Annotated in this window: 22 protein-coding genes; 10 read left to right on the forward strand and 12 right to left on the reverse strand. The window is 70.2% G+C overall.

Annotated elements, in window-relative coordinates; genetic code table 11:
• The first annotated feature begins 288 nt into the window (after nt 1-288).
• From JYK18_RS37085 to JYK18_RS37100, 4 genes are read left to right on the forward strand one after another with little or no spacing between them, the layout of a single operon-like run.
• Nucleotides 289-759, forward strand: coding sequence for a formate dehydrogenase subunit gamma (locus JYK18_RS37085; RefSeq protein ID WP_206808349.1), 471 nt, complete (start codon nt 289-291; stop codon nt 757-759).
• Nucleotides 756-2,303, forward strand: a complete 1,548-nt coding sequence (locus JYK18_RS37090) for an NADH-quinone oxidoreductase subunit NuoF (RefSeq protein ID WP_206808350.1) — start codon at nt 756-758, stop codon at nt 2,301-2,303. Before JYK18_RS37085 ends, JYK18_RS37090 begins: the two co-directional genes overlap by 4 nt.
• On the forward strand, nt 2,300-5,080 hold the full coding sequence (gene fdhF, locus JYK18_RS37095; RefSeq protein ID WP_206808351.1) for a formate dehydrogenase subunit alpha: 2,781 nt from the start codon (nt 2,300-2,302) through the stop codon (nt 5,078-5,080). Before JYK18_RS37090 ends, fdhF begins: the two co-directional genes overlap by 4 nt.
• Nucleotides 5,081-5,083: 3 nt before the next feature.
• Nucleotides 5,084-5,290, forward strand: a complete 207-nt coding sequence (locus JYK18_RS37100) for a formate dehydrogenase subunit delta (RefSeq protein ID WP_206808352.1) — start codon at nt 5,084-5,086, stop codon at nt 5,288-5,290.
• Between the two features lie 70 nt (nt 5,291-5,360).
• Here JYK18_RS37100 and JYK18_RS37105 read toward each other — a convergent pair whose 3' ends face one another.
• On the reverse strand, nt 5,361-6,257 hold the full coding sequence (locus JYK18_RS37105) for a DUF4394 domain-containing protein (protein ID WP_206808353.1): 897 nt from the start codon (nt 6,255-6,257) through the stop codon (nt 5,361-5,363).
• A gap of 162 nt (nt 6,258-6,419) precedes the next feature.
• Between JYK18_RS37105 and JYK18_RS37110 the strand changes: the two genes are divergently transcribed.
• Nucleotides 6,420-7,142 carry a VOC family protein gene (locus JYK18_RS37110; protein WP_206808354.1) on the forward strand — a complete coding sequence of 241 codons (723 nt, stop codon included), beginning with the start codon at nt 6,420-6,422 and terminating at the stop codon, nt 7,140-7,142.
• On the opposite strand, the gene JYK18_RS37115 is transcribed toward JYK18_RS37110, so the two are convergent.
• On the reverse strand, nt 7,139-8,677 hold the full coding sequence (locus JYK18_RS37115) for an aldehyde dehydrogenase family protein (RefSeq protein ID WP_206808355.1): 1,539 nt from the start codon (nt 8,675-8,677) through the stop codon (nt 7,139-7,141). The genes JYK18_RS37110 and JYK18_RS37115 overlap by 4 nt on opposite strands.
• Before the next feature lie 112 nt (nt 8,678-8,789).
• Between JYK18_RS37115 and JYK18_RS37120 the strand changes: the two genes are divergently transcribed.
• The 3 genes from JYK18_RS37120 to JYK18_RS37130 all read left to right on the forward strand — a co-directional run bounded on the left by JYK18_RS37120 (nt 8,790) and on the right by JYK18_RS37130 (nt 11,485).
• Nucleotides 8,790-10,178, forward strand: coding sequence for an MFS transporter (locus tag JYK18_RS37120; RefSeq protein ID WP_206808356.1), 1,389 nt, complete (start codon nt 8,790-8,792; stop codon nt 10,176-10,178).
• Between the two features lie 211 nt (nt 10,179-10,389).
• Nucleotides 10,390-11,166, forward strand: a complete 777-nt coding sequence (locus JYK18_RS37125; protein ID WP_242583913.1) for a GntR family transcriptional regulator — start codon at nt 10,390-10,392, stop codon at nt 11,164-11,166.
• Nucleotides 11,167-11,287: 121 nt separating this feature from the next.
• A complete protein-coding gene (locus JYK18_RS37130) occupies nt 11,288-11,485 on the forward strand; it encodes a hypothetical protein (protein ID WP_153031611.1) in 198 nt (65 codons plus the stop codon).
• A gap of 6 nt (nt 11,486-11,491) precedes the next feature.
• Here JYK18_RS37130 and JYK18_RS37135 read toward each other — a convergent pair whose 3' ends face one another.
• The 7 genes from JYK18_RS37135 to JYK18_RS37165 all read right to left on the reverse strand — a co-directional run bounded on the left by JYK18_RS37135 (nt 11,492) and on the right by JYK18_RS37165 (nt 20,136).
• Complete coding sequence (locus JYK18_RS37135) at nt 11,492-12,433, reverse strand: TerC family protein (protein ID WP_206809909.1); 942 nt, start codon at nt 12,431-12,433, stop codon at nt 11,492-11,494.
• Nucleotides 12,434-12,481: 48 nt separating this feature from the next.
• Entirely contained in the window at nt 12,482-13,039 is a 558-nt protein-coding gene (locus JYK18_RS37140; RefSeq protein ID WP_206808357.1) for a hypothetical protein, read from the reverse strand.
• Nucleotides 13,039-14,529 (reverse strand): Nramp family divalent metal transporter, encoded by a 1,491-nt coding sequence (locus JYK18_RS37145; protein ID WP_307796235.1) that lies wholly within the window; start codon nt 14,527-14,529, stop codon nt 13,039-13,041. The genes JYK18_RS37140 and JYK18_RS37145 overlap by 1 nt, the downstream gene beginning before the upstream one ends.
• A 100-nt stretch (nt 14,530-14,629) precedes the next feature.
• The gene (locus JYK18_RS37150; protein WP_206808359.1) at nt 14,630-16,777 is read right to left on the reverse strand and encodes an acetate--CoA ligase family protein; all 2,148 of its coding nucleotides are present in this window, start codon (nt 16,775-16,777) and stop codon (nt 14,630-14,632) included.
• 1 nt (nt 16,778) lies between these two features.
• On the reverse strand, nt 16,779-18,008 hold the full coding sequence (gene frc / locus JYK18_RS37155; RefSeq protein ID WP_206808360.1) for a formyl-CoA transferase: 1,230 nt from the start codon (nt 18,006-18,008) through the stop codon (nt 16,779-16,781).
• 11 nt (nt 18,009-18,019) lie between these two features.
• A complete protein-coding gene (locus tag JYK18_RS37160; RefSeq protein ID WP_206808361.1) occupies nt 18,020-19,756 on the reverse strand; it encodes a thiamine pyrophosphate-binding protein in 1,737 nt (578 codons plus the stop codon).
• A gap of 134 nt (nt 19,757-19,890) precedes the next feature.
• Nucleotides 19,891-20,136, reverse strand: a complete 246-nt coding sequence (locus JYK18_RS37165; RefSeq protein ID WP_206808362.1) for a DUF6457 domain-containing protein — start codon at nt 20,134-20,136, stop codon at nt 19,891-19,893.
• Between the two features lie 94 nt (nt 20,137-20,230).
• Here JYK18_RS37165 and JYK18_RS37170 point away from each other — a divergent pair, with 94 nt between their 5' ends.
• Together JYK18_RS37170 and fdhD are read left to right on the forward strand one after the other, a co-directional pair.
• The gene (locus tag JYK18_RS37170; protein ID WP_206808363.1) at nt 20,231-21,205 is read left to right on the forward strand and encodes a ketopantoate reductase family protein; all 975 of its coding nucleotides are present in this window, start codon (nt 20,231-20,233) and stop codon (nt 21,203-21,205) included.
• Nucleotides 21,205-22,044, forward strand: coding sequence for a formate dehydrogenase accessory sulfurtransferase FdhD (gene fdhD / locus JYK18_RS37175; RefSeq protein WP_206808364.1), 840 nt, complete (start codon nt 21,205-21,207; stop codon nt 22,042-22,044). Before JYK18_RS37170 ends, fdhD begins: the two co-directional genes overlap by 1 nt.
• Nucleotides 22,045-22,105: 61 nt before the next feature.
• Here fdhD and JYK18_RS37180 read toward each other — a convergent pair whose 3' ends face one another.
• From JYK18_RS37180 to sucC, 3 genes are read right to left on the reverse strand one after another with little or no spacing between them, the layout of a single operon-like run.
• Nucleotides 22,106-22,987: a 2-hydroxy-3-oxopropionate reductase gene (locus JYK18_RS37180; protein ID WP_206808365.1), complete on the reverse strand. Its 882-nt coding sequence runs from the start codon at nt 22,985-22,987 to the stop codon at nt 22,106-22,108.
• A complete protein-coding gene (sucD, locus tag JYK18_RS37185; protein ID WP_206808366.1) occupies nt 22,984-23,871 on the reverse strand; it encodes a succinate--CoA ligase subunit alpha in 888 nt (295 codons plus the stop codon). The genes JYK18_RS37180 and sucD overlap by 4 nt, the downstream gene beginning before the upstream one ends.
• 4 nt (nt 23,872-23,875) lie before the next feature.
• Nucleotides 23,876-24,997, reverse strand: coding sequence for an ADP-forming succinate--CoA ligase subunit beta (sucC, locus tag JYK18_RS37190; protein WP_206808367.1), 1,122 nt, complete (start codon nt 24,995-24,997; stop codon nt 23,876-23,878).
• Nucleotides 24,998-25,052 lie beyond the last annotated feature (55 nt).

Genomic DNA, 25,052 nt, shown 5'->3' on the forward strand with positions numbered 1-25,052 from the left:
GCTGACCCGGCTGACCCGGCTGACCCGGCTGACCCGGCTGACCCGGCTGACCCGGCTGACCCGGGCTGAGCCGGACCGATGCCGGACTGAGCCGGACCGATGCCGGACTGAGCCGGGCTGATGCCGGACTGCCCCGGACTGACGCCGGACCGAGGCCGGACTGAGCCGGGCTGACTCGCCTGACGCGGGCTGACCCGGCTCTGGTAGCGCACTGCCCCTTTTCCCGCGCGCCCGATCTGAGTACCGTAGTGTATACCGTATGCACCGGGACGGGATGGGAGCGGGAAGATGAGCGACATGGCCGACCGCGCACGCGCCGTGGTCGACGCACACCGCGGTGACCGGGGCGCGTTGCTGCCGATACTGCACGGGCTGCAGGCCGAGTTCGGCTACGTCGACCAGGCACTGCTGCCCCTCGTGGCCAAGGAGCTGAACCTCTCCCGCGCCGACGTGCACGGCGTGGTCAGCTTCTACACCGACTTCCGCACCGAACCGGCCGGGCGCACCGTGGTGAAGCTGTGCCGCGCGGAGGCCTGCCAGTCGGTCGGCGCGGAACGCCTGGTCGCGCACGCCGAGCAGGTGCTCGGCAGCAAGGTCGGCCAGACCACCGCCGACGGCTCGGTGACCCTGGAGCAGGTCTTCTGCCTGGGCAACTGCGCGCTCGGGCCAGCCGGCCAGGTCGACGGGCGGCTGCACGGCAACCTCGACGAGGCCGCGCTGGACAGCATCATCGCCGAAGCGGAGGCGGGCAAGGCATGACCATCACGATCTACGTCCCCAGGGATTCCGCGGCCGTTTCGGTCGGCGCCGACGCGGTGGCCGAGGCCATCGCGCGCGACGCCGAGGCGCTCGGCGAGGACATCCGCGTGGTGCGCAACGGTTCCCGCGGCATGCTCTGGCTGGAGCCGCTGGTCGAGGTGGCCACCGAAGCGGGCCGGATCGGCTACGGGCCGGTCACCCCCGGCCGCGCCGGCGAGGTGCTCGCCGCCGTGCTGGACGACGGCGAGCACGAACTGAACCTCGGCCGCGTCGAGGACCTGCCGTGGATGACCGGCCAGACCCGGCTCTGCTTCGCGCGCGTCGGCCTCACCGATCCGCTTTCCGCCGACGACTACCTCGCGCACGGCGGCACCGCCGGACTCCGGAAGGCGCTCGAACAGGACCCGGCGGAGGTCGTCGCCGCGGTGACCGGATCCGGGCTGCGCGGCCGCGGTGGTGCCGGGTTCCCCGCCGGGATCAAGTGGAAGACCGTGCTCGACGCCCCGGCCGAGCAGAAGTTCATTTGCTGCAACGCCGACGAGGGCGACAGCGGCACCTTCGCCGACCGCATGCTGATCGAGGGCGACCCGTTCTGCCTGATCGAGGGCATGACCATCGCCGCGTACGCGACCGGGGCCACCGAGGGCTACGTCTACCTCCGCTCCGAGTACCCGGACGCGGTCGCCACCCTGCGCCAGGCCATCGAGATCGCCTACGCGCGCGGCTGGCTCGGCGAGAACGTCCTCGGCACCGGCACCCACTTCGACCTGTTCGTGCGCGTCGGCGCGGGTGCCTACATCTGCGGCGAGGAGACCTCCATGCTGGAAAGCCTGGAGGGCAAACGCGGCATGGTGCGGGCGAAACCGCCGATCCCGGCGATCACCGGCCTGTTCGGCAAGCCGACCGTGGTGAACAACGTGCTCACGCTCGCGTCCGTGCCGGTGATCCTCGCCGACGGCGCCGAGGCCTACGCCGCGCTCGGCCGCGAACGCTCGCGCGGCACCCAGGTGTTCCAGCTGGCGGGCAACATCGCGCGCGGCGGGGTGTTCGAGACCGCGTTCGGCATGTCGCTGGCCGAGCTGATCAACGACTACGGCGGCGGCACCCGCTCGGGCAGGCCGGTGCGCGCGGTCCAGGTCGGTGGCCCGCTCGGCGCCTACCTCCCGGCCTCGCAGCTGGACGTGCCGCTCGACTACGAGGCGTTCACCGAGGTCAACGCGATGCTCGGGCACGGCGGCATCGTGGTCTTCGACGACACCGTCGACATGGCGTCGATGGCCCGGTTCGCGATGGAGTTCTGCGCGGAGGAGTCCTGCGGCAAGTGCACGCCCTGCCGGGTCGGCTCGGTGCGCGGGGTGGAGACCATCGACCGGATCAGAGCCGGTGAGGACCCCGACGCGAACCTGGCGCTGCTCGGCGACCTCTGTGACCTGATGACCGACGGATCGCTGTGCGCGATGGGCGGGCTCACGCCGAACCCGGTGCTCAGCGCGCTCCGCCACTTCCCGGACGACTTCACCGCGCGGCAGGAGAGCCAGTCATGACGCTGTACAAGGAACACGACCTCGGCACCCCCGCGGTACCCGGCCCGGCCACGGTTTCGGTGGAGGTGGACGGCCACCCGGTGGTGGTGCCCGAGGGCACCTCGGTGATGCGCGCGGCGGCGATGACCGGGATCGACATCCCGAAGCTGTGCGCCACCGACAGCCTCGACGCGTTCGGCTCGTGCCGGCTGTGCCTGGTCGAGATCGACGGCCGCCGCGGCACGCCGGCCTCGTGCACCACGCCGGTCGCCGAGGGCATGAAGGTCCGCACGCAGACGCCGCGGGTGGAGAAGCTGCGCCAGGGCGTGATGGAGCTGTACATCTCCGACCACCCGCTCGACTGCCTGACCTGCTCGGCCAACGGCGACTGCGAACTGCAGGACATGTCCGGTGTGGTCGGCCTGCGCCAGGTCCGCTACGGCTACGAGGGCGAGAACCACCTCGACCTCCTGGCCGACACGAGCAACCCGTACTTCGACTTCACCCCGTCCAAGTGCATCGCCTGCTCGCGGTGCGTGCGGGCGTGCGGCGAGGTCCAGGGCACCTTCGCGCTGACTATCGAGGGCCGCGGCTTCGAGTCGAAGGTGGCCGCGGGCGCCGGCGAGTTGTTCATGGACTCCGAGTGCGTCTCCTGCGGGGCGTGCGTGCAGGCCTGCCCGACCGCCACGCTGCAGGAGAAGTCGGTGGTCGAGCTGGGCATGCCGACCCGCAGCGTGATCACCACCTGCGCCTACTGCGGGGTGGGCTGCTCGTTCAAGGCCGAACTGCGCGGTGACGAACTGGTGCGCATGGTGCCGCACAAGGACGGCGGCGCTAACGAGGGCCACTCCTGCGTCAAGGGCCGGTTCGCCTTCGGTTACGCCACGCATCCCGACCGCAAGCTCAAGCCGATGGTCCGCGAGAGCATCACCGACGAGTGGCGCGAGGTCGAATGGGACACCGCGATCACCTACGTGGCCGACAAGATGCGCGAGGTGCAGGCGCGCCACGGCGTCGGCGCGATCGGCGGCATCACCTCCTCCCGCTGCACCAACGAAGAGGTGTACGTGGTGCAGAAGATGGTGCGCGCCGCGTTCGGCAACAACAACGTCGACACCTGCGCGCGGGTCTGCCACTCCCCCACCGGCTACGGGCTCAAGCAGACCTTCGGCACCTCGGCGGGCACGCAGGACTTCCGCTCGGTGGCGGCCTCCGACGTGATCGTGGTGATCGGCGCGAACCCGACCGACGGGCACCCGGTGTTCGCCTCGCGGATGAAGCGGCGGCTGCGCGAGGGCGCGAAGCTGGTGGTGATCGACCCCCGCCGGATCGACCTGGTCCGCTCCCCGCACATCGAGGCGGCGCACCACCTGCAACTCGCGCCGGGCACGAACGTCGCGGTGGTCAACGCGATGGCGCACGTGGTGGTCACCGAGGGGCTGGTCGACCAGTCCTTTGTGGACGAGCGCTGCGAGGACTTCGAGGACTGGGCGGAGTTCATCGCCCGGCCGGAGAACAGCCCGGAGGCGATCGAAGAGCTCAGCGGGGTCCCGGCGGCCGACCTGCGGGCCGCCGCGCGGCTGTACGCCACCGGCGGCAACGCCGCGATCTACTACGGCCTCGGCGTCACCGAGCACAGCCAGGGCTCGACCATGGTGATGGGCATGGCGAACCTGGCCATGGCGACCGGCAACATCGGCCGCGAGGGCGTCGGGGTCAACCCGTTGCGCGGGCAGAACAACGTGCAGGGTTCGTGCGACATGGGTTCGTTCCCGCACGAGCTGTCCGGGTACCGGCACGTCTCCGACGACGCGGTCCGCGAGGTGTTCGAGACGCTCTGGGACCGGCCGCTGCTGGCCGAACCCGGCCTGCGCATCCCGAACATGTTCGACGCGGCGATCGACGGCACCTTCCGCGCGTTGTTCGTCCAGGGTGAGGACATCGCGCAGTCCGACCCGAACACCAAGCACGTCACCGCCGCGCTCGAAGCCCTCGACCTGCTCGTGGTGCAGGACCTGTTCCTCAACGAGACCGCCAAGTTCGCGCACGTGTTCCTGCCCGGCACCTCGTTCCTGGAGAAGGACGGCACCTTCACCAACGCCGAGCGCCGGATCAACCGGGTGCGCCCGGTGATGGCCCCGAAGACCGGCAAGCACGAGTGGGAGATCGTCTGCGAGATCGCCGAGGCGATGGACTACCCGATGTCCTACGCGGCGACCAGCGAGATCATGGACGAGATCGCCGCGGTGACGCCGACCTTCGCCGGGGTGTCGTTCGAGAAGCTGGACAAGCTCGGCAGCGTGCAGTGGCCGTGCAACGACGCCGCGCCCGAGGGCACGCCGATCATGCACGTGGACGGCTTCGTGCGCGGGAAGGGCCGGTTCGTGCCGACCACCTACGTGCCGACCGAGGAGCGCAGCACCCGCAAGTTCCCGCTGATCCTGACCACCGGGCGGATCCTGAGCCAGTACAACGTGGGCGCGCAGACCCGGCGCACCAAGAACGTGGCCTGGCACCCGGAGGACCTGCTGGAGATCCACCCGCACGACGCCGAGGTCCGCGGCATCGCCAACGGGGACGAGGTGGCGCTGTCGAGCCGGGTGGGCGAGACGAAGTTGCGGGCGATCCTGTCCGACCGGATGCCGGTCGGCGTGGTCTACACCACCTTCCACCACCCGGTGACCGGGGCGAACGTGGTGACCACGGAGAACTCCGACTGGGCGACGAACTGCCCGGAGTACAAGGTGACCGCGGTGCAGGTGGCCCTGCGCACCGCGGTCCCGGCGATGGCGGAGTAGGCGATGAAGACGAACCCGCAGGTGCGCCTGGCCAACGAGATGGCGCTGCAGTTCCGCGGTCAGCCCGCCGAGCGGGCGGGCGCGGCGATCGCCCACCACATCCGGCAGTTCTGGGATCCGCGGATGCGCGCGGACCTGCTGCGCCGGGTGGCGGACAATCCGTCCGATGTGGACCCGCTGGTGCTGGCGGCGGTGCCGCACCTCTCCTGAAGACACGAAAAACGCCGGGAGCCCCGGTGGGCGCCGAGGGGGTCAGCACCGCACCGGGTCCCCCGGGGGATCAGTGGGTGTTCGTGTCCAGTGCCACCGCGATGTCGGTGATCAGCAGCGGGAACACGCCGACCGCGGTGGCCAGTCCGGTCAGCGGGTCGAAGGTGTAGAGGGTCGCGTCACCGTACGGCGGCACGAGCAGGGTGGCGAAGGCCGTGTTCGTCACGGTCTTGCCGCCGACCAGGTCGCTGTAGATGTCGGCGCCGGCGTTCGTCGCCGCGGTGGTGCCGAGCGCGCCGGTGTTGGCCAGGAACCCGTTGTTGGCCGGTGACTGCACGGCCACGTTCGCGCTGATCGTGTTGATGTCGAACAGCGTGGTGGCGGTGGTGGCGTTGAGGTCGTTGTTGGTGTAGGCGGCCGCGGTCACCCCGGCGACCGTGGCGGTGTTGGGTCCGGTGCTCAGCATGCCGTCGGCGACGGTGGTGCCGGTGTTCAGGTCGTGCCGCAGGTTCTGCCCGGTGTCGCTGACCACCCGCAGCCGGTCGGCGGCCGGGTTGAAGTCGACGCCGAAGGTGGTGCCGTGCAACTGGATGGTCAGCTGGGAAACCTTCGTCACCACCACGTCGGAGTTCCCGGTCGGCAGCGTGATGGTGTAGATGCCGCCCCAGTTGCCCACCGCGTAGAACTTGCCGTCCTGCGGGCGGAAGTCGATGCCGATGGCGGAGGTGTCCCCGACCAGGCCGCTGATCCGGCGGACCCAGTTGAGTTCCTCGGGCTTGTCCGTGAGGAACGTGGCCATCGTCCTGCCGTCACTGGTGATGCCGAACGCACGCAGGGAAACCGCTTCCGTGCCGTCGGTGCTGCCCGCGGCCGAACCGCTCGCCAGCCCGGCGGTGAGCGCCGCCGCGGCCACCAGCGTGGTCACCGCGGCGATGCCGCGCTTCATCCGTGACTTCGGTGACTCCATGGGTTTTTTCCTTCCCTCACCGCGGCATGCTGCCTGCCGCCAGGCGCCTCAGCCTTCCGGAGCCGGACGCGCGGTGTCATCGTGAGAGGCGGTGAAAACCGCGCCGGGCGTGGAAAGATCGAATTGTCACTTCGGGCAATCCGGGACCGGGGGTTCCACGCAATGAGTTGTCACCTCGTCGCGCTCTGCGTCGACGCACACGAACCGCGTGCTCTCGCACGCTTCTGGGCCGGGCTACTGGACTGGGAACCGGCCGGGGACGGCACCACGCTGCTGCCGCGCGACGACACCGGGTTCCGGCTGCGGTTCCTGCCGTCGCGGGAGCCGAAGACCACGCAGAACCAGATGCACTTCGACCTGACCAGCACCTCCCTCGACGACCAGCGGACGACCGTGGCCAGGGCCCTCGCACTGGGCGGCAGGCACATCGACATCGGCCAGCGCCCCGAAGAGGAACACGTGGTGCTCGCCGATCCCGAGGGCAACGAGTTCTGCGTCATCGAGCCGGGCAACGGGTTCCTCGCCGACTGCGGCTTCGTCGGCGCGCTGGCGGGTGACGGTTCGCCGGAAGCCGGGTACTTCTGGAGCGCGGCGCTGGGCTGGCCGCTGGTCTGGGACCAGGACCAGGAGACCGCGATCCGGTCGCCGCACGGCGGCCCGAAGCTCACCTGGGGCGGTCCGCCGCTGCCGCCGAAGACCGGGAAGTACCGGCTGCACTTCGACCTGATGCCCGACGGCGACCAGCGCGCCGAGGTCGACCGCCTCCGCTCGCTCGGCGCGACCCCCGCCGACATCGGGCAGGGCGAGGTCAGCTGGGTGGTGCTGGCCGATCCCGACGGCCACGAGTTCTGCCTCCTCGACCCGCTGACCCCGCCCGGTGCCTAGGAATGGAGCGTGTAGTGCGGGAAGTTGCCCGGGGGCCGCTCACCGGCCGGGCCCTGGGTGACCGAGCGCACCAGCAGTTCACCACCGACGAACGCACCCCGCCACGAGGCGCCGAGCCCGCCGAACAGCTCGTCCCGGTCCCCGCGCGAGCGCGGCCGGTTGACGCCCACCTTGAACGCGCGCACCTGCGCCGAAAGCCGTTGCGCGGTGGTCTCCTCGTCGCAGGACAGGGTGGCCACCAGCGCCCCGTTGCTGACGTTCATCGCGGCCAGCAGCTGCGCCTCGGTGTCCACCACCTCGATCGTGTCGACCGGGCCGAACGGCTCGGCGTGGAACAGCGGTGACGAGCGCGGCGGGTCCAATATGGACACCGGGGCCAGGTAGGCGGAGGTGTCCTGGCCGGGCAGGAAGCGCCCTTCGGCGACCTCACCGCGGTGCAGCGGCACCCCGCCGTTGCGCACCGCCTCCTCCACCTGGTCGGCCAGCTCCTTCGCCTTGCCCGCGTTGATCAGCGGGCCGAAATCCAGTTCCGGCAACGGGTCGTCCGGCGCCTCGACGGCGAGCGGGTGGCCGAAGCGCACCGAGCGCACGGCGGGCAGGTACACCGAGAGGAAGCGGTCGAACAGCTCGCGCTGGACCACGAACCGCGGATAGGCCGTGCACCGCTGCTTGGCGTAGTCGAAGGTCTTGCGGATCTGCCCGGCGAGGGTGTCCCAGTCCCCGTACTCCCACACGCCCCAGCAGTTCAGCCCCTCCTGTTCGAGCACGTGCCGCTTGCCGGGATCGGCCAGCGCGGCGGCGATCCGGCCGCCGGCGTCCCGTCCGCCCACAAAGGACACACAGCCCAGCGAGGGGCCGCCGACCAGCGGGCCGGACAGTTCCGCGCCGCTGCCGCTGAGCAGGGTCAGCGGCAGCCCCTCGCGCACCGCCAGCGCCACCGCCATGGTCAGGCAGCACAGCCCGCCGTCGGTCGGGGTCTTGGCGATCACCGCGTTGCCCGAGAGGGCCTGCACCAGCATCGCGTGCATCAGCACGCTCATCGGGTAGTTCCAGCTGGCGATGTTGCTGACCGGGCCGTCCAGCGGGACGCGGCCTTCCAGCATCGGCTCGATTTCCTCGACGTACCAGCGCACCCCGTCGATGCAGCGGTCCACGTCGGCCATCGCCAGCCGCCACGGTTTGCCGATCTCCCACACCAGCAGGAGGCCGAGCAGTTCGCGGTGCTCGGTCAGCGAGTCCAGCGCCGCGCCGACCCGCGCCTTGCGTTCGGCCAGCGGCACTTCGCGCCAGCGGAGGTGGGCGTCGAGCGCGGCGGCCACCGCGTCGGTGGCGGTGCCCGCGGTCAGCCGCGGGGGCCCGTGGATGGCGCTGCCGTCCACCGGCGAGGTGGCGTCACCGGGCCTGCCGTCCCACGTCCACCGCCCGCCCCAGTGGTTCGCCACGCGTTCGGGCGAGAACGCCTCGGGGGCCAGAGCGCAGGAACGCCCGTAGGCCGAGGCCCAGTCAGTACCGGGTTTGAGCGAAAAACTACCCATCTGTACTCCTTGCCGGAAGGTGCCGGGAAAGGGTGTGTTCTGCGTCTCAAGACCTGTAGACTGTATGCAGTATGGAACATGTTGGCAACGCCGTTCTCGGTCGGAGGCGAAGATGAGCCCGTCTGGCGCACCGCAGCAGCAGGAGGAAGTCCGGGGGTTCTGGACCCGCTCCCCCGGCCCGTACCGCGTGTTCGGCTACCTGGGCCGCACCTACCGGGTCGGGCCCGCCGCCGAGCAGCTCACCGGCCGCTCGCGCGCCTGGGTGCTCGGCCCGGCGCTCGCCGCGATGGCCGCGATCGGCGTGCCGCAGTACGCCTTCGGCCTGCTGGTGCCCGGCCTGCTCGACCGCGGCTGGACCATGGGCCAGGCCTTCGGGCTCCTCGCGCTGTGGACGGTGTTCCAGGCCGGTGCCGGCTTCCCCGCCGCCTACCTCCGCGAACGCGGTCGCATCGGGCCGCGCGCGGCCATGCTGACCGGCGCGGTGCTGGTGCCGCTCGGCCCGCTCGCGCTCGCCTTCGACTCCGGCCTCGCCGGGGTGCTCGGCTATTCCGTGCTCTCCGGAACCGGCGCCGGATTGGTCTACGCCACCTGTTCCTCCACCGTGGCCAAGTGGTTCCCCGAACGGTCCGCGGCCGCGACCAGCCTGGCCACCGGCGCGTTCGCCTGCGGCTGCGTGCCGTTCGTGGTGGCGTTCGCGCTCGGCAGCGGGACCGGCACCCTCTCCCCCGTGCTGATCGCCACCGCGGTGGTGCTCGCGGCGGTCATCACCACCTCCGCGCTGCTGTTCCGCGATCCGCCACCGAACTGGTGGCCGCCGCACCTCGACCCGCGCGAGTGGGCACTGGACCGCCGCCGCAACCCGCGCCGCGCCGCCCGCCAGTACTCCTCGCGGCAGGCGTTGCGCACCGGCGCGCTGCCGCTGATGTACGTGATCGTTTTCCTTGCCAGCGCGGTATCCCTGCTCGACGTGGCCTTCCTCGCGGTGATGGCGGCCGATCGCGGCCTCGGCCTCACCGCGGCCGCGATCGGCACCTGCCTGCTGGTCGGCGTGAACGGGGTCGGGCGCTCGCTGGCCATCCGCGTCTCCGCCGAAGCCGGGCGGGTGCGCACGATCCGCGCGGTGGTCGCCATCCTGGGTGCCGGGCAGCTCGTGCTGGCCGGTGCGGTCGCCTCCGGTTCGGTGCCCCTGCTGCTGATCGCGGCGATCGTGGCCGGGGCCGGCGGCGGTGCCTTCTACCCGCTGTTCGCCAGCCTGGCGCGCGAGTACTTCGGCGAGCGCTCGCACCTGGAGACCAACGCGGTCATCTACAGCGCGAAGGCGCTCGGCGGCGTGGCCGGGGTGGGCGCGGTGGCACTGGTGGCCCCGAGTTGGGGCTACCCCACGATCTTCCTGCTCGCCGGCGCGCTCGCGCTCGGGGCCGCCGCGTTGTGCCGCAGGCTGCGGCAGCCGGGTTTGCTCAGCACGATTCCGGTTACCCGGTCTCCAGTGCCCGGAGTTTGAAAACCCAGGGGGATGACCACACTTTCGGCGGTAATCCGCGCCGGTGGTCACCCCGTGCGGTGGAGTCCGGCGCACCCAGGTGAAAGCCATGTCACACTGGAAACACCCGTTGTGTGACTGCGTTCACCAAACCGGACAAAGATTCGCATTGTATGCTGTAGGCAGTCGACGAAAAACTACGGGGAGTCGCCGGAGCCACCGGTGCCACTCCATGGACCAAGCCCTGGGAGACATCATGCAGCCGACGGAGTTGCCGACAAGCGTGGCGGCTCGCCGGATCGACCGGCCGGTGCCCCTGCGCGAGCGGGTGTACCAGTCGATGCAGGAGCTGATCATCTCCGGGCACCTCGCGGCGGGCCAGCACCTGGTCGAGAGCGAGCTGGCGGAGATGCTGGGCGTGTCCCGCCAGCCGGTCCGGGAAGCACTGCAGCTGCTCAACTCCGAGGGCTGGGTGGACCTCCGCCCCGGCTACGGCGCCTTCGTCCACGTGCCCACCGAGGCCGAGGCCGACGAACTGCTGGTGGTCCGCGCCCTGCTGGAGACCGAATCCGCCCGCCTGGCCGCGCTGCACGCCGACGCGGCCGGGGTGGCCAGGCTGCGCGAGCTGTGCCGCCAGGGCGAAGCCGCGGTCGCCGTCGACGACATCGAAGGCATGGTGGAGGCCAACGCCGCCCTGCACCGCTGCGTGACCGAGCTGTCCGGCAACCGGGTCCTGCTCGACTTCGCCACCCAGGTCGACCGCCGGGTGCGCTGGTACTACACGCCGATCGCCCGCCGTCGCGGGAAGCGGTCCTGGCAGGAGCACGCGAAGATGGTCGACGCCATCGAAAAGGGCGATGCCGAGGCCGCCGCGCGGATCATGCGCGAGCACACCGAGCGGACCCGCAAGTCCTATTTGGACCAGCGCAAGTCCGCCGCCGAGCCCGAAGCCCCGCCGGCCCTGGTCCGCACCCGCCGCCGGCCCGGCACCGCGTCCGCGCGGCGGTAACCCCGCCCTGGCGCACACACCACCCCGAAGAAACACCAAGAACCCCAGCACCGGGCGGGCCGACGACGACCCGCCCGGTGGGAGAAACCCTGGGTACCTCCGGAAAGAAGGTGAAACAGTTATGCGCACGATGAAGGAACTGATCAAGGACGTGCTCGGCGCGCCCCGCGGCTTCAACGCCGACGGCCGCGCGATGGGCCTCGGCCTGGCGACCGCGATGGAGGCCGCCCGCCGCGACCCCAGCACCGAGGTCGAGGACTACCTGCGCCGCGAGGCGGCGACGGGCAGCAGCGGCGAGCGGAACGCTCCCGTCTCCTGATCGGGTTCAGCCGGTGGCGACCGGCTCCTTGGCGCGGTCGGCCCGCGTCTTGAGCAGGCTCGCCACCGTGGTCACGGCCAGCGTGCCGATGATCACCGACAACGACACCACGATGGGGATGGCCGGGGCCCAGGCGACCCCGTCGTGGTGCAGCGCCTCGAGCACCAGCTTGATCCCGATGAAGCCGAGGATCACCGCGAGCCCGTAGGACAGGTAGACCAGCTTGTCCAGCAGCCCGCCGATCAGGAAGAACAGCTGGCGCAGGCCCATCAGCGCGAACGCGTTCGCGGTGAAGACCAGGTAGGGCTCCTTGGTCAGGCCGAAGATGGCCGGGATGGAGTCCAGTGCGAACAGCAGGTCGGTGGTGCCGATGGCGACCATCACGATCAGCATCGGCGTGACCAGCCGCCGTCCGTCCACTTTGGTCACCATGCGGGCGCCGTCGTAGTCGTCCGAGGTCGGCAGCACCCGCCGGGTCAGCCGCAGTACCGCGTTCTCCTTGAAGTCCTCCTCGTCGTTGTCGTGCCGCATCAGCTTCCAGGCGGTGAACACCAGGAACGCGCCGAAGACGTAGAACAGCCAGGCGAAGCTCTCCAGCGCCTGCGCGCCGACCGCGATGAAGACCGCGCGCATCAGCAGCGCCAGCACGATGCCGACCAGCAGCACCTTCTGGCGGTAGAGCTTCGGCACCGCGAAGGTGCCCATGATGATCACGAACACGAACAGGTTGTCCACCGAGAGGGAGTACTCGGTGAGCCAGCCGGCGAAGAACTCGCCGCCTGCCCTGGGCCCGGCGAAGGCCACCAGGCCCAGGCCGAACAAGCAGGCCAGGCCGACGTAGAGCGCGACCCACCCGGTGCACTCGCGCAGCGAGGGATCACGGGGATTGCGGGCCACCAGCCAGAAGTCGAGCAGGATGACGGCGGCCAGCACGGCCACGGTCACCATCCACACCCAGGCGGGAAACACGGGAACGTCCACGGGCACCTTTCCTCGTCACCGGCGTTGGGCACGTGCTTTCGCTTTCGCCTCCCGCCTGGCCTGCTTCGCCGAATACAGCAACCGCGAATGCGCGGCGTACCGGTCGTAGGCCACCGCGGCCGCCGGGTTGCGGGTGGCGACCTTCGCCAGCCACTGCGGCGCGATGCGCTCGTGCATCCACAGGAACCCGATGGCGAACCCGGCGCTGACGATCGCCTGGAAGGCCAGGAAACCGAACACGTCGGCGGGCAGCCCCGGTTCCCCGAAGATGGCGTAGCGCGCGGCCACCTCCTGGATCAGCCTGGCCAGCGGGAACCCGACGAGCCAGAGCAGGGCGGCCGGGGCGAAGGTGCCCGGCCGGACCTTCCCGCGGACCATCAGCAGGCTGTACAGCCCGCCGACGAGCCCCAGCGGCAGCGCCAGCGCCGCCGCCGAGACCATCGCCCAGCCGGCGGGCTGACCGGCGATCGCGGTCAGTCCCCCGGCCAGCACCCCGGCCAGCGTGCCCACGGCGAACCCGGGAAAGGCCAGTTCACCGGTGCGGCGTAGGCCTTCCGTCGTCGGCGCGCCCATCAGTCGAGCACCACGCCGAAGCGGATCAGGCTGTAGAACAGCATGCCGAGGTAGAACACCGCGCCGAAGCCGATCACCAGGTTCGTCCACAGCTTGGGGCGGATCGGTTTCGGCAGCAGTTTGTTGTTCACCAGCAGCAGCACCACGCAGTAGGCACCCATCGCGAACGCGGACAGGAACGAGAGCACGTCCAGGATCTGGCTCGGTCCGTCGGCCGGGCCGAACAGCAGGATCAGGATGCCGAAGATGATCAGGCCCCACAGGAACCCGGCGTAGAGGTGGGACATCTTCAGCTTCTTCGCGCCGGGCACGAAGAAGTAGGTCATGTCCGCCTGGCCGCGTGAGAACGAGTCGAACAGGCCCAGCGTGGCGTTCATCCCGATCAGCGCGATGAAGCCGAGGAACACCGAGCCGAGCACCGGCCCGCCGACCGTGGCGAAGGTGTCCGACATCGCGCTGAGCGCCGCCTCGCGCTCACCGGACTCGATCAGCGCCTTGACGTCGGGGCTGGTGCGGTCGGCCGCGCGGGCCAGCACCGTGAACGAGATCGTCACCAGCATCGTGACGCCCCAGAACAACAGCAGCGCGTCGAAGGTGACCCAGCGCCGCCAGCCCTTCCACTTGCGCATCTCCTCCGGGTCGGAGGTGTCGAACATGTAGCCGCGCGAGGGCATCTGCTCCTCGTTGCCGGCGTGGCGCAGGCCGCGGATCTTCGGGATGTGGCTGCCCATGCCCGCCCCGCTGTCCCGCAGGTGCAGCGTGTACCACATCTGCTGCATGCCGGACGGGCCGGCGAAGGCGATCGAGCCCACCACGATCGGGAACCAGGTGGCCGACATGGCCTCCTGCGGGAAGTACCCGAAGGCGAACATGCCCGAGAGCGTGCTGGTCACGTCGCTCCAGTTGCCCACCATCGAGGCCACCACCGCGGTGCCGACCACCAGCAGGCCGATCATGATCGAGAGCAGGTTCTCCAGCAGGTTGTAGACCACCTTGGCCAGGCTGAAGATGATCCCGACCAGGACCAGGCCGACGCAGGCGGCCACCACCCACGGTATGCCGGTGATCTCCTCCAGCGCCGCCGCCCCGGCCGATACGTGGCCGGGCCAGATGTAGACCAGGATCGCCACCGCGAAGAAGAACCACATGAGCGGTTTGAAGATGCGCGCGGCGCCGGTGAAGATGCTCTCCCCGGTCGCCATCGCGTACCGCGCCATTTCCAGCATCACGATGGCCTGGAGCGTCACGCCGATCAGGAACAGCCATCGGATGTCCGGCCCGAACACCAGCACCAGCCTGGGCCACATGTAGGACTCGCCCATGCCGACGCCGAGCGCCACCAGGAAGACCGTCGGTCCGAGGATGTGGATCGACGGTGGTGCCTCGGGCAGCGGGCGGATCGGCATCGGCTCCAGGCCGCCTGCCTTCCATACCCGTTCCCCGGCCGGTGAGGCCGCGGCCTCACCACTCGCCGATCCCGAGATCGGCACTTTCGAAGAATCCACCATTGGCCTCTCCGTTTCACCGCGTTGTAGTCAGCCGCACTCTCATTTCCCGCGTGGAGACCCCCTCCCGGACCGCTCGCGTGGATCAGGCGGGCCGGAGCAGCCCGGCCGACCGCGCCCACCGGTACTTCGCGCCGAGAACCTGGACCGGGCGTTCGGTGGTGTACGGATAGGCCACGACACCGTGGTCGTAGAGGTACTCGCAGGCCTGCTCGACCTCGGTGTCCCCGGCCAGCGACGCGACCACGGGCTTGTCGATGCCCTGGTCCCTGGCCTCCTGCACGACCTTGGCGATCAGCTCGGCGAAGACCATCGGCGGGGTGACGATGGTGTGCCAGTAACCGAGGATGAGCGCGTGGATGCGGTCGTCGGTCAGGCCGAGCCGGACCGTGGCCTCGTAGGTCGACGGCGGTTCGCCGCCGGTGATGTCGATCGGGTTGCCCGCCGCGCCGAACGGCGGGATGAACTTGCGGAAGGACTCGTCCAGGTCCGGCGGGATGTCCATCAGGGACAGTCCGGCCTCGACGCAGGCGTCCGAGAGCAGCACGCCGGAACCGCCCGCGCCGGTGATGATCACGACGTTCTCGCCCTGGGGCGTGGGCAGCAGCGGCAGGCCGCGCGCGTACTCCAGCATCTCGTTCAGCCCCGGGGCGCGCACCACCCCGGCCTGCCGGAGGATGTCGTCGTAGACCTTGTCGTCCCCGGCCAGCGCGCCGGTGTGCGAGCTGGCCGCCCGCGCGCCGAGCGCGGTCCGCCCCGCCTTGAGCACCACCACCGGCTTCTTCTTGGTGATGCGCCGCGCGGCGTCGACGAAGGCCCTGCCGTCCTTGAGGTCTTCGAGGTGCATCGCCACGCAGGTGGTGTTGTCGTCGTGCTCGAAGAAGGTGAGCAGGTCGTCTTCGTCCACATCGGACTTGTTGCCCAGGCCGACGATGGCCGACACACCCATCTTCGTGGTGCGGGAGAAGCCGAGGATGGCCATGCCGATGCCGCCGCTCTGCGAGGTCAGCGCCACGCCGCCGCGCACGTCGTACGGCGTGCAGAAGGTCGCGCAGAGATTGCTCGGCGTGTAGTAGTAGCCGTAGATGTTCGGCCCGAGCAGGCGGATGCCGTGCCGCCGGGCCACTTCGACCACCTGGTCCTGCAGTTCGACGTTGCCGGTCTCGGCGAACCCGGACGGGATCAGCACCGCGGCCGAGACGCCCTTGGCCCCGCACTCCTCCAGCGCGCCCGGCACGAACTTCGCCGGGATGGCGAACACCGCGACGTCGATGTCACCCGGTACGTCGCCGATCGCCTGGTACGCCTGGCGGCCTTCGACCTCGTCGGACTTCGGGTTGATCGGGTAGATCCGGCCCGCGTACCCGCCACCGATCAGGTTGCGCATCACCGAGTTGCCGATCTTGCCCTGCTCGTTGGACGCGCCGATCACCGCGACCGCGGCCGGGTTCATCAGCTTCGTCATCACCCGCAGGATCTCGTCCGGCTCCGGCCGCACCGGCTCGGCGACCTCCTCGGTCTCCACCAGGATCCGGACGTCGGCCGCGGTGGCCCCGTCCTTGGTGGCGAACACCGGGTTGAGGTCCACCTCGGCGATCTCCGGGAAGTCGGTGACCAGCGCGGAAACCCGCTGGATCACCCCGGCCAGCGCGTCGGCGTTCACCGGGTCCGCGCCACGGGCCCCGCGCAGCACCTCGGCCGCCTCGATGCCGTCCAGCATGGACCTGGCCTCGCCGTCGTCGATCGGCGCCAGCCGGAAGGTGATGTCCTTGAGCACCTCGACCAGCACCCCGCCGAGGCCGAACGCGACCACCTTGCCGAAGGTGGAGTCGGTGGTCGCGCCGATGATCACCTCCTGGCCGCCGGCCAGCATCTGCTGCACCTGGATGCCGGCGATCTCGGCGGAAGCGTGGTACGCCTTGGCGTTCGCCAGGATCTGGCGGTAGCCCTCGCGCACCTCGTCGGCGCTGTTGACGCCGATCAGCACACCGCCCGCGTCGGTCTTGTGCAGGATGTCCGGCGAGACGATCTTCAGCGCCACCGGGAAACCGAGGTCCGCGGCCAGCTTCGCCGCCTCGTCCTCGGTGGTGGCCAGGCCCTCGCCCGGGGTCGGGATGCCGTAGGCCTCGCAGATCCGCCTGCCCTCGGGCGCGGTCAGCGCGGCCCGGCCTTCGGCTTTGACCTTGTCGAGGACTTCCCGTACCGCGGCGGTGTCCGCGTTGGTTTCCGACACCTCAGATCACTCCGTTCGACTGGAGCTCGGCGAACTCGGCGGCGTCCACGCCCAGCTCGCTGCCGTAGATTTCCTGGTTGTGCTCACCCAGCAACGGGGAGCGCTCGACCTCGACCGGCGAGTCCGACAGCTTGATCGGGCAGCCGACGGTGGTGAACTCCCCGCGCTCCGGGTGCTCGACCCGGACCACCATGTCGTTGTCGGCCAGCGAGGTGTCCTCGATCAGCTCCTTGGTGGACATGATCGGTCCACAGGGGACGTTGTGCGCGTTGAGCTTCGCGAGCACCTCCCACTTGCTGTGGTTGATCGTCCACTCCTCGATCAGCTGGAACATCTTGTCCAGCTTGGGCAGCCGCGCCTCCGGCGTGGCCCATTCGGGGTCGTCGGCCAGTTCCGGGCGGCCGATCAGCTTCGCGATCGGCTCCCAGCCGACCGGCTGCACGATCACGTACACGTAGTCGTTCGGCCCGCCGGGGGCGCAGCGCACCGCCCACCCCGGCTGCCCGCCGCCGGAGGCGTTGCCCGAGCGGGGAACCTCGTCACCGAAGTTCTCGTTCGGGTACTCCGCCAGCGGGCCGTGGGTCAGGCGCTGCTGGTCGCGCAGCTTGACCCGGCACAGGTTGAGCACCGCGTGCTGCATGGCCACGGTGACCCGCTGTCCGCGCCCGGTGTGCTCGCGCTGGTAGAGCGCGGCGAGAATGCCGGCCACGGTGTGGATGCCGGTGCCCGAGTCGCCGATCTGCGCGCCGGTCGCCATCGGCGCGCCGTCCTCGAAGCCGGTGGTGCTCATCGAGCCGCCCATCGCCTGCGCGACCACCTCGTAGGCCTTGAAGTGCTTGTACGGCCCGTCGCCGAAGCCCTTGATGGAGGCGTAGATCAGCCGCGGGTTGAGCTCCCGCAGCTTCTCCCAGCCGTAGCCCATCCGCTCGATGGTGCCCGGCCCGAAGTTCTCCACCAGGATGTCGAAGCGGGGCACCATCTCGGTGAACAGCTGTTTGCCCCGCTCGCTCTTCATGTTCAGCGTGATGCTGCGCTTGTTGCTGTTCAGCATGGTGAAGTAGAGACTGTCCACATCGGGCAGATCGCGCAGCTGCTTGCGGGTGATGTCGCCCGAGGGCGCTTCCAGCTTCACCACGTCCGCGCCCAGCCAGGCCAGCACCTGGGTGCACGACGGGCCGGACTGCACGTGGGTCATGTCGAGCACGCGGATGCCCGCCAACGCCTTGGTCATCTCGGCCTCCCCTACTTGTACATGGTCTGGTTCATCGTTCCCGGCGCGTAGACGTCGGGGTCGACCCAGACGTTGATCAGCGACGGCTTGCCGGACTCGCGGGCGCGCTCCAGCGCGGGCCGGATGTCCGCCGGGTCGCGGACCTCCTCGCCGTAACCGCCGAGCATGCGGGCGAACTCGTCGTAGCGGACGTCGCCGAGGGTGTTGCCGATGCGGCCGCGTGGTTCGCCGTACTTCTGGATCTGGCCGTAGCGGATCTGGTTCATCGACGAGTTGTTCCCGACGATGCCGACGAACGGCAGGTTGAACCGGACCATCGTCTCGAAGTCCCAGCCGGTCAGGGAGAAGGCGCCGTCACCGAAGAGGCAGACCACTTCGGACTCGGGCCGGGCGTACTTGGCCGCCATCGCGAACGGCACGCCGACGCCGAGCGTCCCGAGTGGACCGGGGTCCATCCAGTTGCCCGGTGCCTTGGGCTGCACCACCTGCCCGGAGAAGGTGACGATGTCGCCGCCGTCGCCGATGTAGATGGAGTCTTCGGTGAGGAACTCGTTGATCTCGTGCACCAGCCGGTACGGGTCGATCGGGTTCTGCTCGGAGAGCTGGCGCGGCAGGCGCTTCTGGTACGCCTCGTTCTCCACCGCGCGCAGTTCCTCCAGCCACGCCTTGCGCTTGACCGCGCCGTTGCTGATCCGGCCGGTGGAGGCCGCGGTCACCGCGGTCAGCACCAGGCCGGCGTCGCCGACGATGCCGAGGTCGACGTCGCGGTTCTTGCCCACCGTGCGGTAGTCGAGGTCGACCTGGACCACGGTGGCCTCGTGCGAAAGCCTGCGCCCGTAACCCATCCGGAAGTCGAACGGGGTGCCGACGATGATGATCAGGTCGGCGTTGTTGAAGGCGTAGCGGCGTGAGAGCTGGAAGTGGTGCGGGTCCCCGGGCGGCAGCGTGCCGCGGCCGGAGCCGTTCATGTACGCGGGTACGTTGAGCCGCCGCGCGAACTCGGTGGCCGCCTCGGTGGCCCGGCAGGTCCACACCTGGCTGCCCAGCAGCACGCACGGCTTTTCCGCGTGCGCCAGCAGGTCCGCGAGCTTCTCGATGGCCACCGGGTCACCGGCCGAGCGGGTGGAGGCGCGGTAGTGCCCCGCCTCGGGCACGCGGGCCTTCTCCACCGGGACCTTCGCGTCGAGCACGTCGCGCGGGATCTCCAGGAACGACGGCCCCGGCGCGCCGTGGAAGCACTCGCGGAAGGCCATCGAGACGATGTCGGCCGCGCGTTCGGTGGCGGGCACGGTGGCCGCGAACTTGGTGATCGGGGTCATCATGTCCACGTGCGGGAGGTCCTGCAGGGAGCCCATCTTGTGCTGGGACAACGCGCCCTGGCCGCCGATCAGCAGCATCGGGCTCTCCGCGCGCAGCGCGTTCGCCACGCCGGTGACCGCGTCGGTGGTGCCGGGGCCGGCGGTGACCACCGCGCAGCCCGGCTTCCCGGTGATCCGGGCGTAACCGTCGGCGGCGTGCGCCGCGACCTGTTCGTGCCGGACGTCGACCACGTCGATGCCCTCGTCCACGCACCCGTCGTAGATGTCGATGATGTGCCCGCCGCAGAGGGTGAAGATCACGTCCACGCCCTCGGCCTTGAGTGCTTTCGCCACGAGGTGGCCGCCTGAGATCAGTTCGGGCGTTTCCGTACGCGCCGGCTCACTGACCCCCGCGGCGCTCTCCGGCACTGTCTGGACCGTCTGCGCCATTGCCTCGTCACTCCTCACTCGGTCGTACTGCCGTACCCGCTGAGCTGATTCCGCATACTGCATACCGTATGAATCCATATCGTGGACCTCGGCGCTGACCGTGTCCACCCCCAATCGTCGGATGACCGCGATCTTCAGTCGCGCCAGTCGATCCGCGGCCAGCCGTCGGCGAGGCGGTGCACCCGCGCCACCGCTTCGGCCGCCGGGACACCGCGCCCGACCGCCACGCCGAGCAGGAACGCGGTGATCGGCGCGGCCGGTCTGGCCACCGCCGAAGCGGATTCCCTGGCCACCTTCAGCACCACCGCCCGCTCGCAGTCCGCGGCGTCAAGGCCGAGTTCGGCACAGACCGCCACGGTCCAGTCGTTGAGCATGTTCATGTCGCGCACACCTCGGTTTCGGGAGAGGCGAACACATTGACGAGAGGTACCCATACCGTATACTGCATACAATTCCTACACAAGGAGTGACGCCGTGAAAGTCGCTGTTCTCGGCGCCGGCGCCATCGGCGCGTATGTCGGTGCCCATCTCAGCCGGGCCGGAGCCGAGGTCCACCTCGTCGCCCGCGGCCCCCACCTCAAGGCAATGGCGGAAGCAGGCGTCCGCGTGCTCAGCGCACGCGGAGACTTCGTGGTCCGGCCACGGGTCACCGACGACCCGGGTTCCATCGGCCCGGTCGACCACGTGTTCCTCGGCCTCAAGGCCAACGGGTACGCCGCGGCGGGCCCGATGGTCAAACCCCTGCTGCACGAGAAGACCACGCTGATCGCCGCGCAGAACGGCATCCCGTGGTGGTACTTCCACAAGCTCGCCGGGAAGTACGAGAACTACCGCATCCACAGCGTCGACCCGGACGGGGCGGTCACCGCCGCGCTGCCGGTCGAGCGCGCCATCGGCTGCGTGGTCTACGCGGCCACCGAGATCACCGCGCCCGGGGTGATCACCCACCTGGAGGGCACCCGCTTCTCCATCGGCGAACCCGACGGCTCGATCTCGCCCCGGTGCTCCGAGTTCTCCGCGGCGATGATCGCCGGCGGGCTCAAGTGCCCGGTCGAAGCGGACCTGCGCCGCGACATCTGGCTCAAGCTGATGGGCAACATCGCCTTCAACCCGATCAGCGCGCTGGCCAGGGCCACCATGGCCGGGATCTGCCGTCACCTCGGCGCCCGCGAAGTGGTGGTGCAGATGATGCGGGAGACCCTCGCGGTGGCCACCGCGCTCGGCGCGAACCCCGAGATCTCCATCGAACGCAGGCTCGCCGGTGCCGAACGCGCCGGGGAGCACAAGACCTCCACGCTCCAGGACCTGGAGAAGGGCAAACCGCTCGAACTGGACGTGCTGTTGCAGGCGGTGGTGGAACTGGCCGAGCTGACCGGGGTCGAGGTGCCGACGGTGCGCGCGGTCTGCGCGCTGGCGGACCTGCTCAACCACCAGCTGGTGTCGGCCTGATGGGCAGGGTGACCGCGCGGCGGCGGGTCCTCCGGGTTTCGCCGTCCGGGCGGACGTCCCGCGCGGACACCCTGGCCGCCGAAGAACCACTGGAGGTGCGCGTCGGCGGGCGCGCGCTGTCGGTGACCATGCGCACGCCGGGCCACGACTTCGACCTCGCCGCCGGGTTCCTGGTGAGCGAGGGCGTGGTCGGCGCGACCGAGGAGATCACCGGGATCGCCTACTGCGCGGGCGCCACGTCGGACGGGTCGAACACGTACAACGTGCTCGACGTCCGGCTGGCGCCCGGCGTGGCGCTGCCGGAGTTCTCGCTCGACCGCAACGTCTACATGTCCTCGTCGTGCGGGGTGTGCGGCAAGGCGAGCCTGGACGCGGTCCGCACGGAGGCGCGGTGGTCGGTGCGGGAGGATTCTCTCGTTTTGGACCCCGCTGTGCTGTCGGGCCTGCCGGACACATTGCGTGCGGCGCAGCGGGTCTTCGACCGCACGGGCGGGCTGCACGCGGCCGGTCTGTTCACTGTGGACGGTGAGCTGCTGTGCCTGCGCGAGGACGTGGGGCGGCACAACGCGGTGGACAAGGTGGTCGGGTGGGCGTTGCGGGCGGGTCACCTGCCGCTGCGCTCGACCATCCTCCTGGTCTCCGGGCGGGCCTCGTTCGAACTGGTGCAGAAGGCCGTCATGGCGGGCATCCCCGCGCTGGCCGCCGTTTCGGCCCCTTCGTCACTGGCCGCCGACCTCGCCGAAGACACCGGCCTCACCCTGATCGGCTTCCTGCGCGGCGACACGATGAACGTCTACACCGCCACCCACCGCCTCACCTCGCTCACCCCGGTGCCGTGAATGTGGCTTTCACTGCGGATTTCGCGGTGAAAGCCACATTCACAGCAGGTGGTGGGAGCGGTCAGGGCTGGCCGGAGAGGCGTTCGGTCACCTTCAGCAGGGCGGAGTGGTCCAGGTGGCCGTGGCCCTGGGCCCGGGCGGCGGCGATGAGCTGCGCGGTCAACGCGCCGACCGGCAGCGCCACCTCCGCCTCCCTGGCGGCGGCGAGCACGATGCCCATGTCCTTGTGGTGCAGGTCGATCCGGAAGCCCGGCTGGAACTCCCGTGCCACCATCGACTTCCGCTTCAGTTCGAGGATCCGGCTGCCCGCCAGCCCGCCGGCCAGCACCTCCAGCCCGGCCGCGGCGTCCACACCGGACGCTTCCAGCAGCACGATCGCCTCGGCCACCAGTGCGTAGGTGCCGCCGACCACCAGCTGGTTCGCCGCCTTCACCGTCTGCCCGGCACCGTGCGGGCCGACGTGCACCACGGTCTTGCCGAGCACGTCGAAGATCCCGGTGGCGGCGAGGAAGTCCTTCTCCTCCCCACCGGCCATGATGGACAGCACGCCGTCGATCGCGCCCTGCTGGCCACCGCTGACCGGCGCGTCGAGCACCCGGACGCAGCGCGTGGCGGCGAGCGCGGCCACCCGGCGCGAGGTCTCCGGCCGGATGGTGCTCATGTCGATCAGCAGCGTGCCCGGTTTCGCGTAGTCGAGCACCCCCTCCTCGCCCAGCACCACCTCCTCCACCTGCGGCGAGTCGGGCAGCATGGTGATCACCACGTCGGCGTCGACCACCGCCTCGGCGATCCGGTCGCACGGACGGCCACCCGCGGCGACGAGCCGTTCGAGCGCCGGGCGGTGCACGTCGTACCCGGCCACCGTGTAACCGGCGGCCGCCAGGTTCACCGACATCGGGCCGCCCATGATGCCGAGCCCGATGAAACCGATCGACTGGGTCATTCGCCCTCCAAGAGCCGCCGCACCAGGTTGGCCGTTTCGGTCGGCGTCCGGCCGACGAGCACGCCGACGGCCTCCAGCGCCGCCTTCTTCGCCGCGGCCGTACCGGACGAACCGGAGACGATCGCGCCCGCGTGCCCCATGGTTTTCCCTTCCGGGGCGGTGAATCCGGCGACGTAACCGACCACCGGCTTGGTCACCCGCTCGGCGATGTACTCCGCCGCGCGTTCCTCGGCGTCACCGCCGATCTCGCCGATCAGCACGATCACCTCGGTGTCCGGATCGGCCTGGAACTCGGCCAGCGCGTCGATGTGCGTGGTGCCGATGACCGGGTCGCCGCCGATGCCGACCGCGGTGGTGAAGCCGATGTCCCGCAGTTCGTGCATCAACTGGTAGGTCAGCGTGCCCGACTTCGACACCAGCCCGATCGGCCCGGCCCCGGTGATGTCGGCCGGGATGATGCCCGCGTTGGACTTGCCGGGGCTGATCACGCCGGGGCAGTTCGGCCCGATGATCCGGGTCCGGCCGCCCTTGGCCACCGCGTGCGCCCAGAACCAGGCCGCGTCGTGCACCGGGATGCCCTCGGTGATCACCACGGCCAGGCCGATCTCCGCGTCGATCGCCTCGACCACGGCGTCCTTGGCGAACTTCGGCGGGACGAAGATCACCGAGGTGTCGGCGCCGGTTTCCACCATCGCCTTGCCCACGTCGTCGTAGACCGGCAGGTCCACCCCGCCGATCTGGGCGGTCTGCCCGCCCCGGCCCGGGGTGACCCCGCCGACCACGGTGGCGCCGGCGGCGAGCATGCGGGCGGTGTGCTTGCGCCCTTCGGACCCGGTCATGCCCTGGACGATGATCCGGGACCGGTCGGTGAGGAAGATCGCCATCGGCTCACGCTCCCGCTAGTTCGGCCGCGCGCCGCGCGGCGGAGTCCATGGTGTCGGCCCGGATCAGCCCGGGCAGGGCCGCGCGGTCGAGGATCTCCCTGCCCGCTTCGGCGTTGTTGCCGTCCAGGCGCACCACGATCGGCCGTTCCACGGTGCCGAGCAGGTCGAAGGCCTTGACGATGCCGTCGGCGACCGCGTCGCAGGCGGTGATCCCGCCGAACACGTTCACCAGCACGCTGCGCACGTCCGGATCGGACAGGATGATCTCCAGCCCGGCCGCCATCACCTCGGCCGAGGCGCCGCCGCCGATGTCGAGGAAGTTCGCCGGTGCCGCACCGGCCCCGGCCACCACGTCCAAAGTGGACATCACCAGCCCGGCGCCGTTGCCGATCACGCCGACGTGGCCGTCGAGCTTGACGTAGTTGAGCCCCTTGGCCTTCGCCGCCGATTCCAGTGGTTCCTCGGCTTCGGTGTCCACCAGTTCGGCGTGCGCCGGGTGGCGGAAGCCGGCGTTGGTGTCGAGCGTGACCTTGCCGTCCAGCGCGACGATCCGGTCGTCGCCGTCGCGGGCCAGCGGGTTCACTTCGACCAGCGTGGCGTCCTCGCCGACGAAGACCTCCCACAGCTTCACCAGTACGTCGGCGGCGGTGTCCGGCAGCCCGGCGGCCGCCGCGATTTCCTTGGCCTTGGCCAGATCCACGCCGCCGATGGCGTCGATCGGGACCCTGGCCAGCGAATCGGGGTTCTCCTCGATGTCCACCCCGCCCTCGGCCGAGGCCAGCGCCAGGAAGGTGCGCCCGGCGCGGTCGAGCAGGTAGGACACGTAGAACTCGGCGCGGATGTCCGAGGCCGGGGTGACCAGCAGGCGCCGGACCACGTGCCCCTTGATGTCCATGCCGAGAATGGCTTCGGCGTCCGACCACGCGGCTTCGGGGGTTCTGGCCAGCTTCACTCCCCCGGCCTTGCCGCGCCCGCCGGTTTTCACCTGGGCCTTGAGGACCACGGGAGTGCCGAATTCCGCGGCCGCGTCGACGGCGGCGCCGGGAGCGGTGACCACGCGCTGCGGGCCGACCGGAACTCCGTGCGCCGAGAACAGCTCCTTGGCTTGGTACTCGTACAGATCCACGATCTGTAGACTGTATGCAGTATGTAGCGCCGTGTCTAGGGTCGTTTTCGTGCCA

The sequence above is a fragment of the Amycolatopsis sp. 195334CR genome, from assembly GCF_017309385.1.
Classification (GTDB): Bacteria; Actinomycetota; Actinomycetes; order Mycobacteriales; family Pseudonocardiaceae; genus Amycolatopsis.

What these genes read in the sequence shown, in the direction of transcription:
- JYK18_RS37100 (WP_206808352.1), top strand. Translation starts at nt 5,084, where the DNA reads ATGAAGACGAACCCGCAGGTGCGCCTGGCCAACGAGATGGCGCTGCAG.
- JYK18_RS37110 (WP_206808354.1), top strand. Translation starts at nt 6,420, where the DNA reads ATGAGTTGTCACCTCGTCGCGCTCTGCGTCGACGCACACGAACCGCGT.
- JYK18_RS37115 (WP_206808355.1), bottom strand. Translation starts at nt 8,677, where the DNA reads ATGGGTAGTTTTTCGCTCAAACCCGGTACTGACTGGGCCTCGGCCTAC.
- fdhF (WP_206808351.1), top strand. Translation starts at nt 2,300, where the DNA reads ATGACGCTGTACAAGGAACACGACCTCGGCACCCCCGCGGTACCCGGC.
- JYK18_RS37140 (WP_206808357.1), bottom strand. Translation starts at nt 13,039, where the DNA reads ATGGGCGCGCCGACGACGGAAGGCCTACGCCGCACCGGTGAACTGGCC.
- JYK18_RS37125 (WP_242583913.1), top strand. Translation starts at nt 10,390, where the DNA reads ATGGACCAAGCCCTGGGAGACATCATGCAGCCGACGGAGTTGCCGACA.
- JYK18_RS37090 (WP_206808350.1), top strand. Translation starts at nt 756, where the DNA reads ATGACCATCACGATCTACGTCCCCAGGGATTCCGCGGCCGTTTCGGTC.
- JYK18_RS37085 (WP_206808349.1), top strand. Translation starts at nt 289, where the DNA reads ATGAGCGACATGGCCGACCGCGCACGCGCCGTGGTCGACGCACACCGC.
- JYK18_RS37120 (WP_206808356.1), top strand. Translation starts at nt 8,790, where the DNA reads ATGAGCCCGTCTGGCGCACCGCAGCAGCAGGAGGAAGTCCGGGGGTTC.
- JYK18_RS37130 (WP_153031611.1), top strand. Translation starts at nt 11,288, where the DNA reads ATGCGCACGATGAAGGAACTGATCAAGGACGTGCTCGGCGCGCCCCGC.
- frc (WP_206808360.1), bottom strand. Translation starts at nt 18,008, where the DNA reads ATGACCAAGGCGTTGGCGGGCATCCGCGTGCTCGACATGACCCACGTG.
- sucD (WP_206808366.1), bottom strand. Translation starts at nt 23,871, where the DNA reads ATGGCGATCTTCCTCACCGACCGGTCCCGGATCATCGTCCAGGGCATG.
- JYK18_RS37160 (WP_206808361.1), bottom strand. Translation starts at nt 19,756, where the DNA reads ATGGCGCAGACGGTCCAGACAGTGCCGGAGAGCGCCGCGGGGGTCAGT.
- JYK18_RS37180 (WP_206808365.1), bottom strand. Translation starts at nt 22,987, where the DNA reads ATGACCCAGTCGATCGGTTTCATCGGGCTCGGCATCATGGGCGGCCCG.
- JYK18_RS37105 (WP_206808353.1), bottom strand. Translation starts at nt 6,257, where the DNA reads ATGGAGTCACCGAAGTCACGGATGAAGCGCGGCATCGCCGCGGTGACC.
- JYK18_RS37135 (WP_206809909.1), bottom strand. Translation starts at nt 12,433, where the DNA reads ATGGTGACCGTGGCCGTGCTGGCCGCCGTCATCCTGCTCGACTTCTGG.
- fdhD (WP_206808364.1), top strand. Translation starts at nt 21,205, where the DNA reads ATGGGCAGGGTGACCGCGCGGCGGCGGGTCCTCCGGGTTTCGCCGTCC.
- JYK18_RS37165 (WP_206808362.1), bottom strand. Translation starts at nt 20,136, where the DNA reads ATGAACATGCTCAACGACTGGACCGTGGCGGTCTGTGCCGAACTCGGC.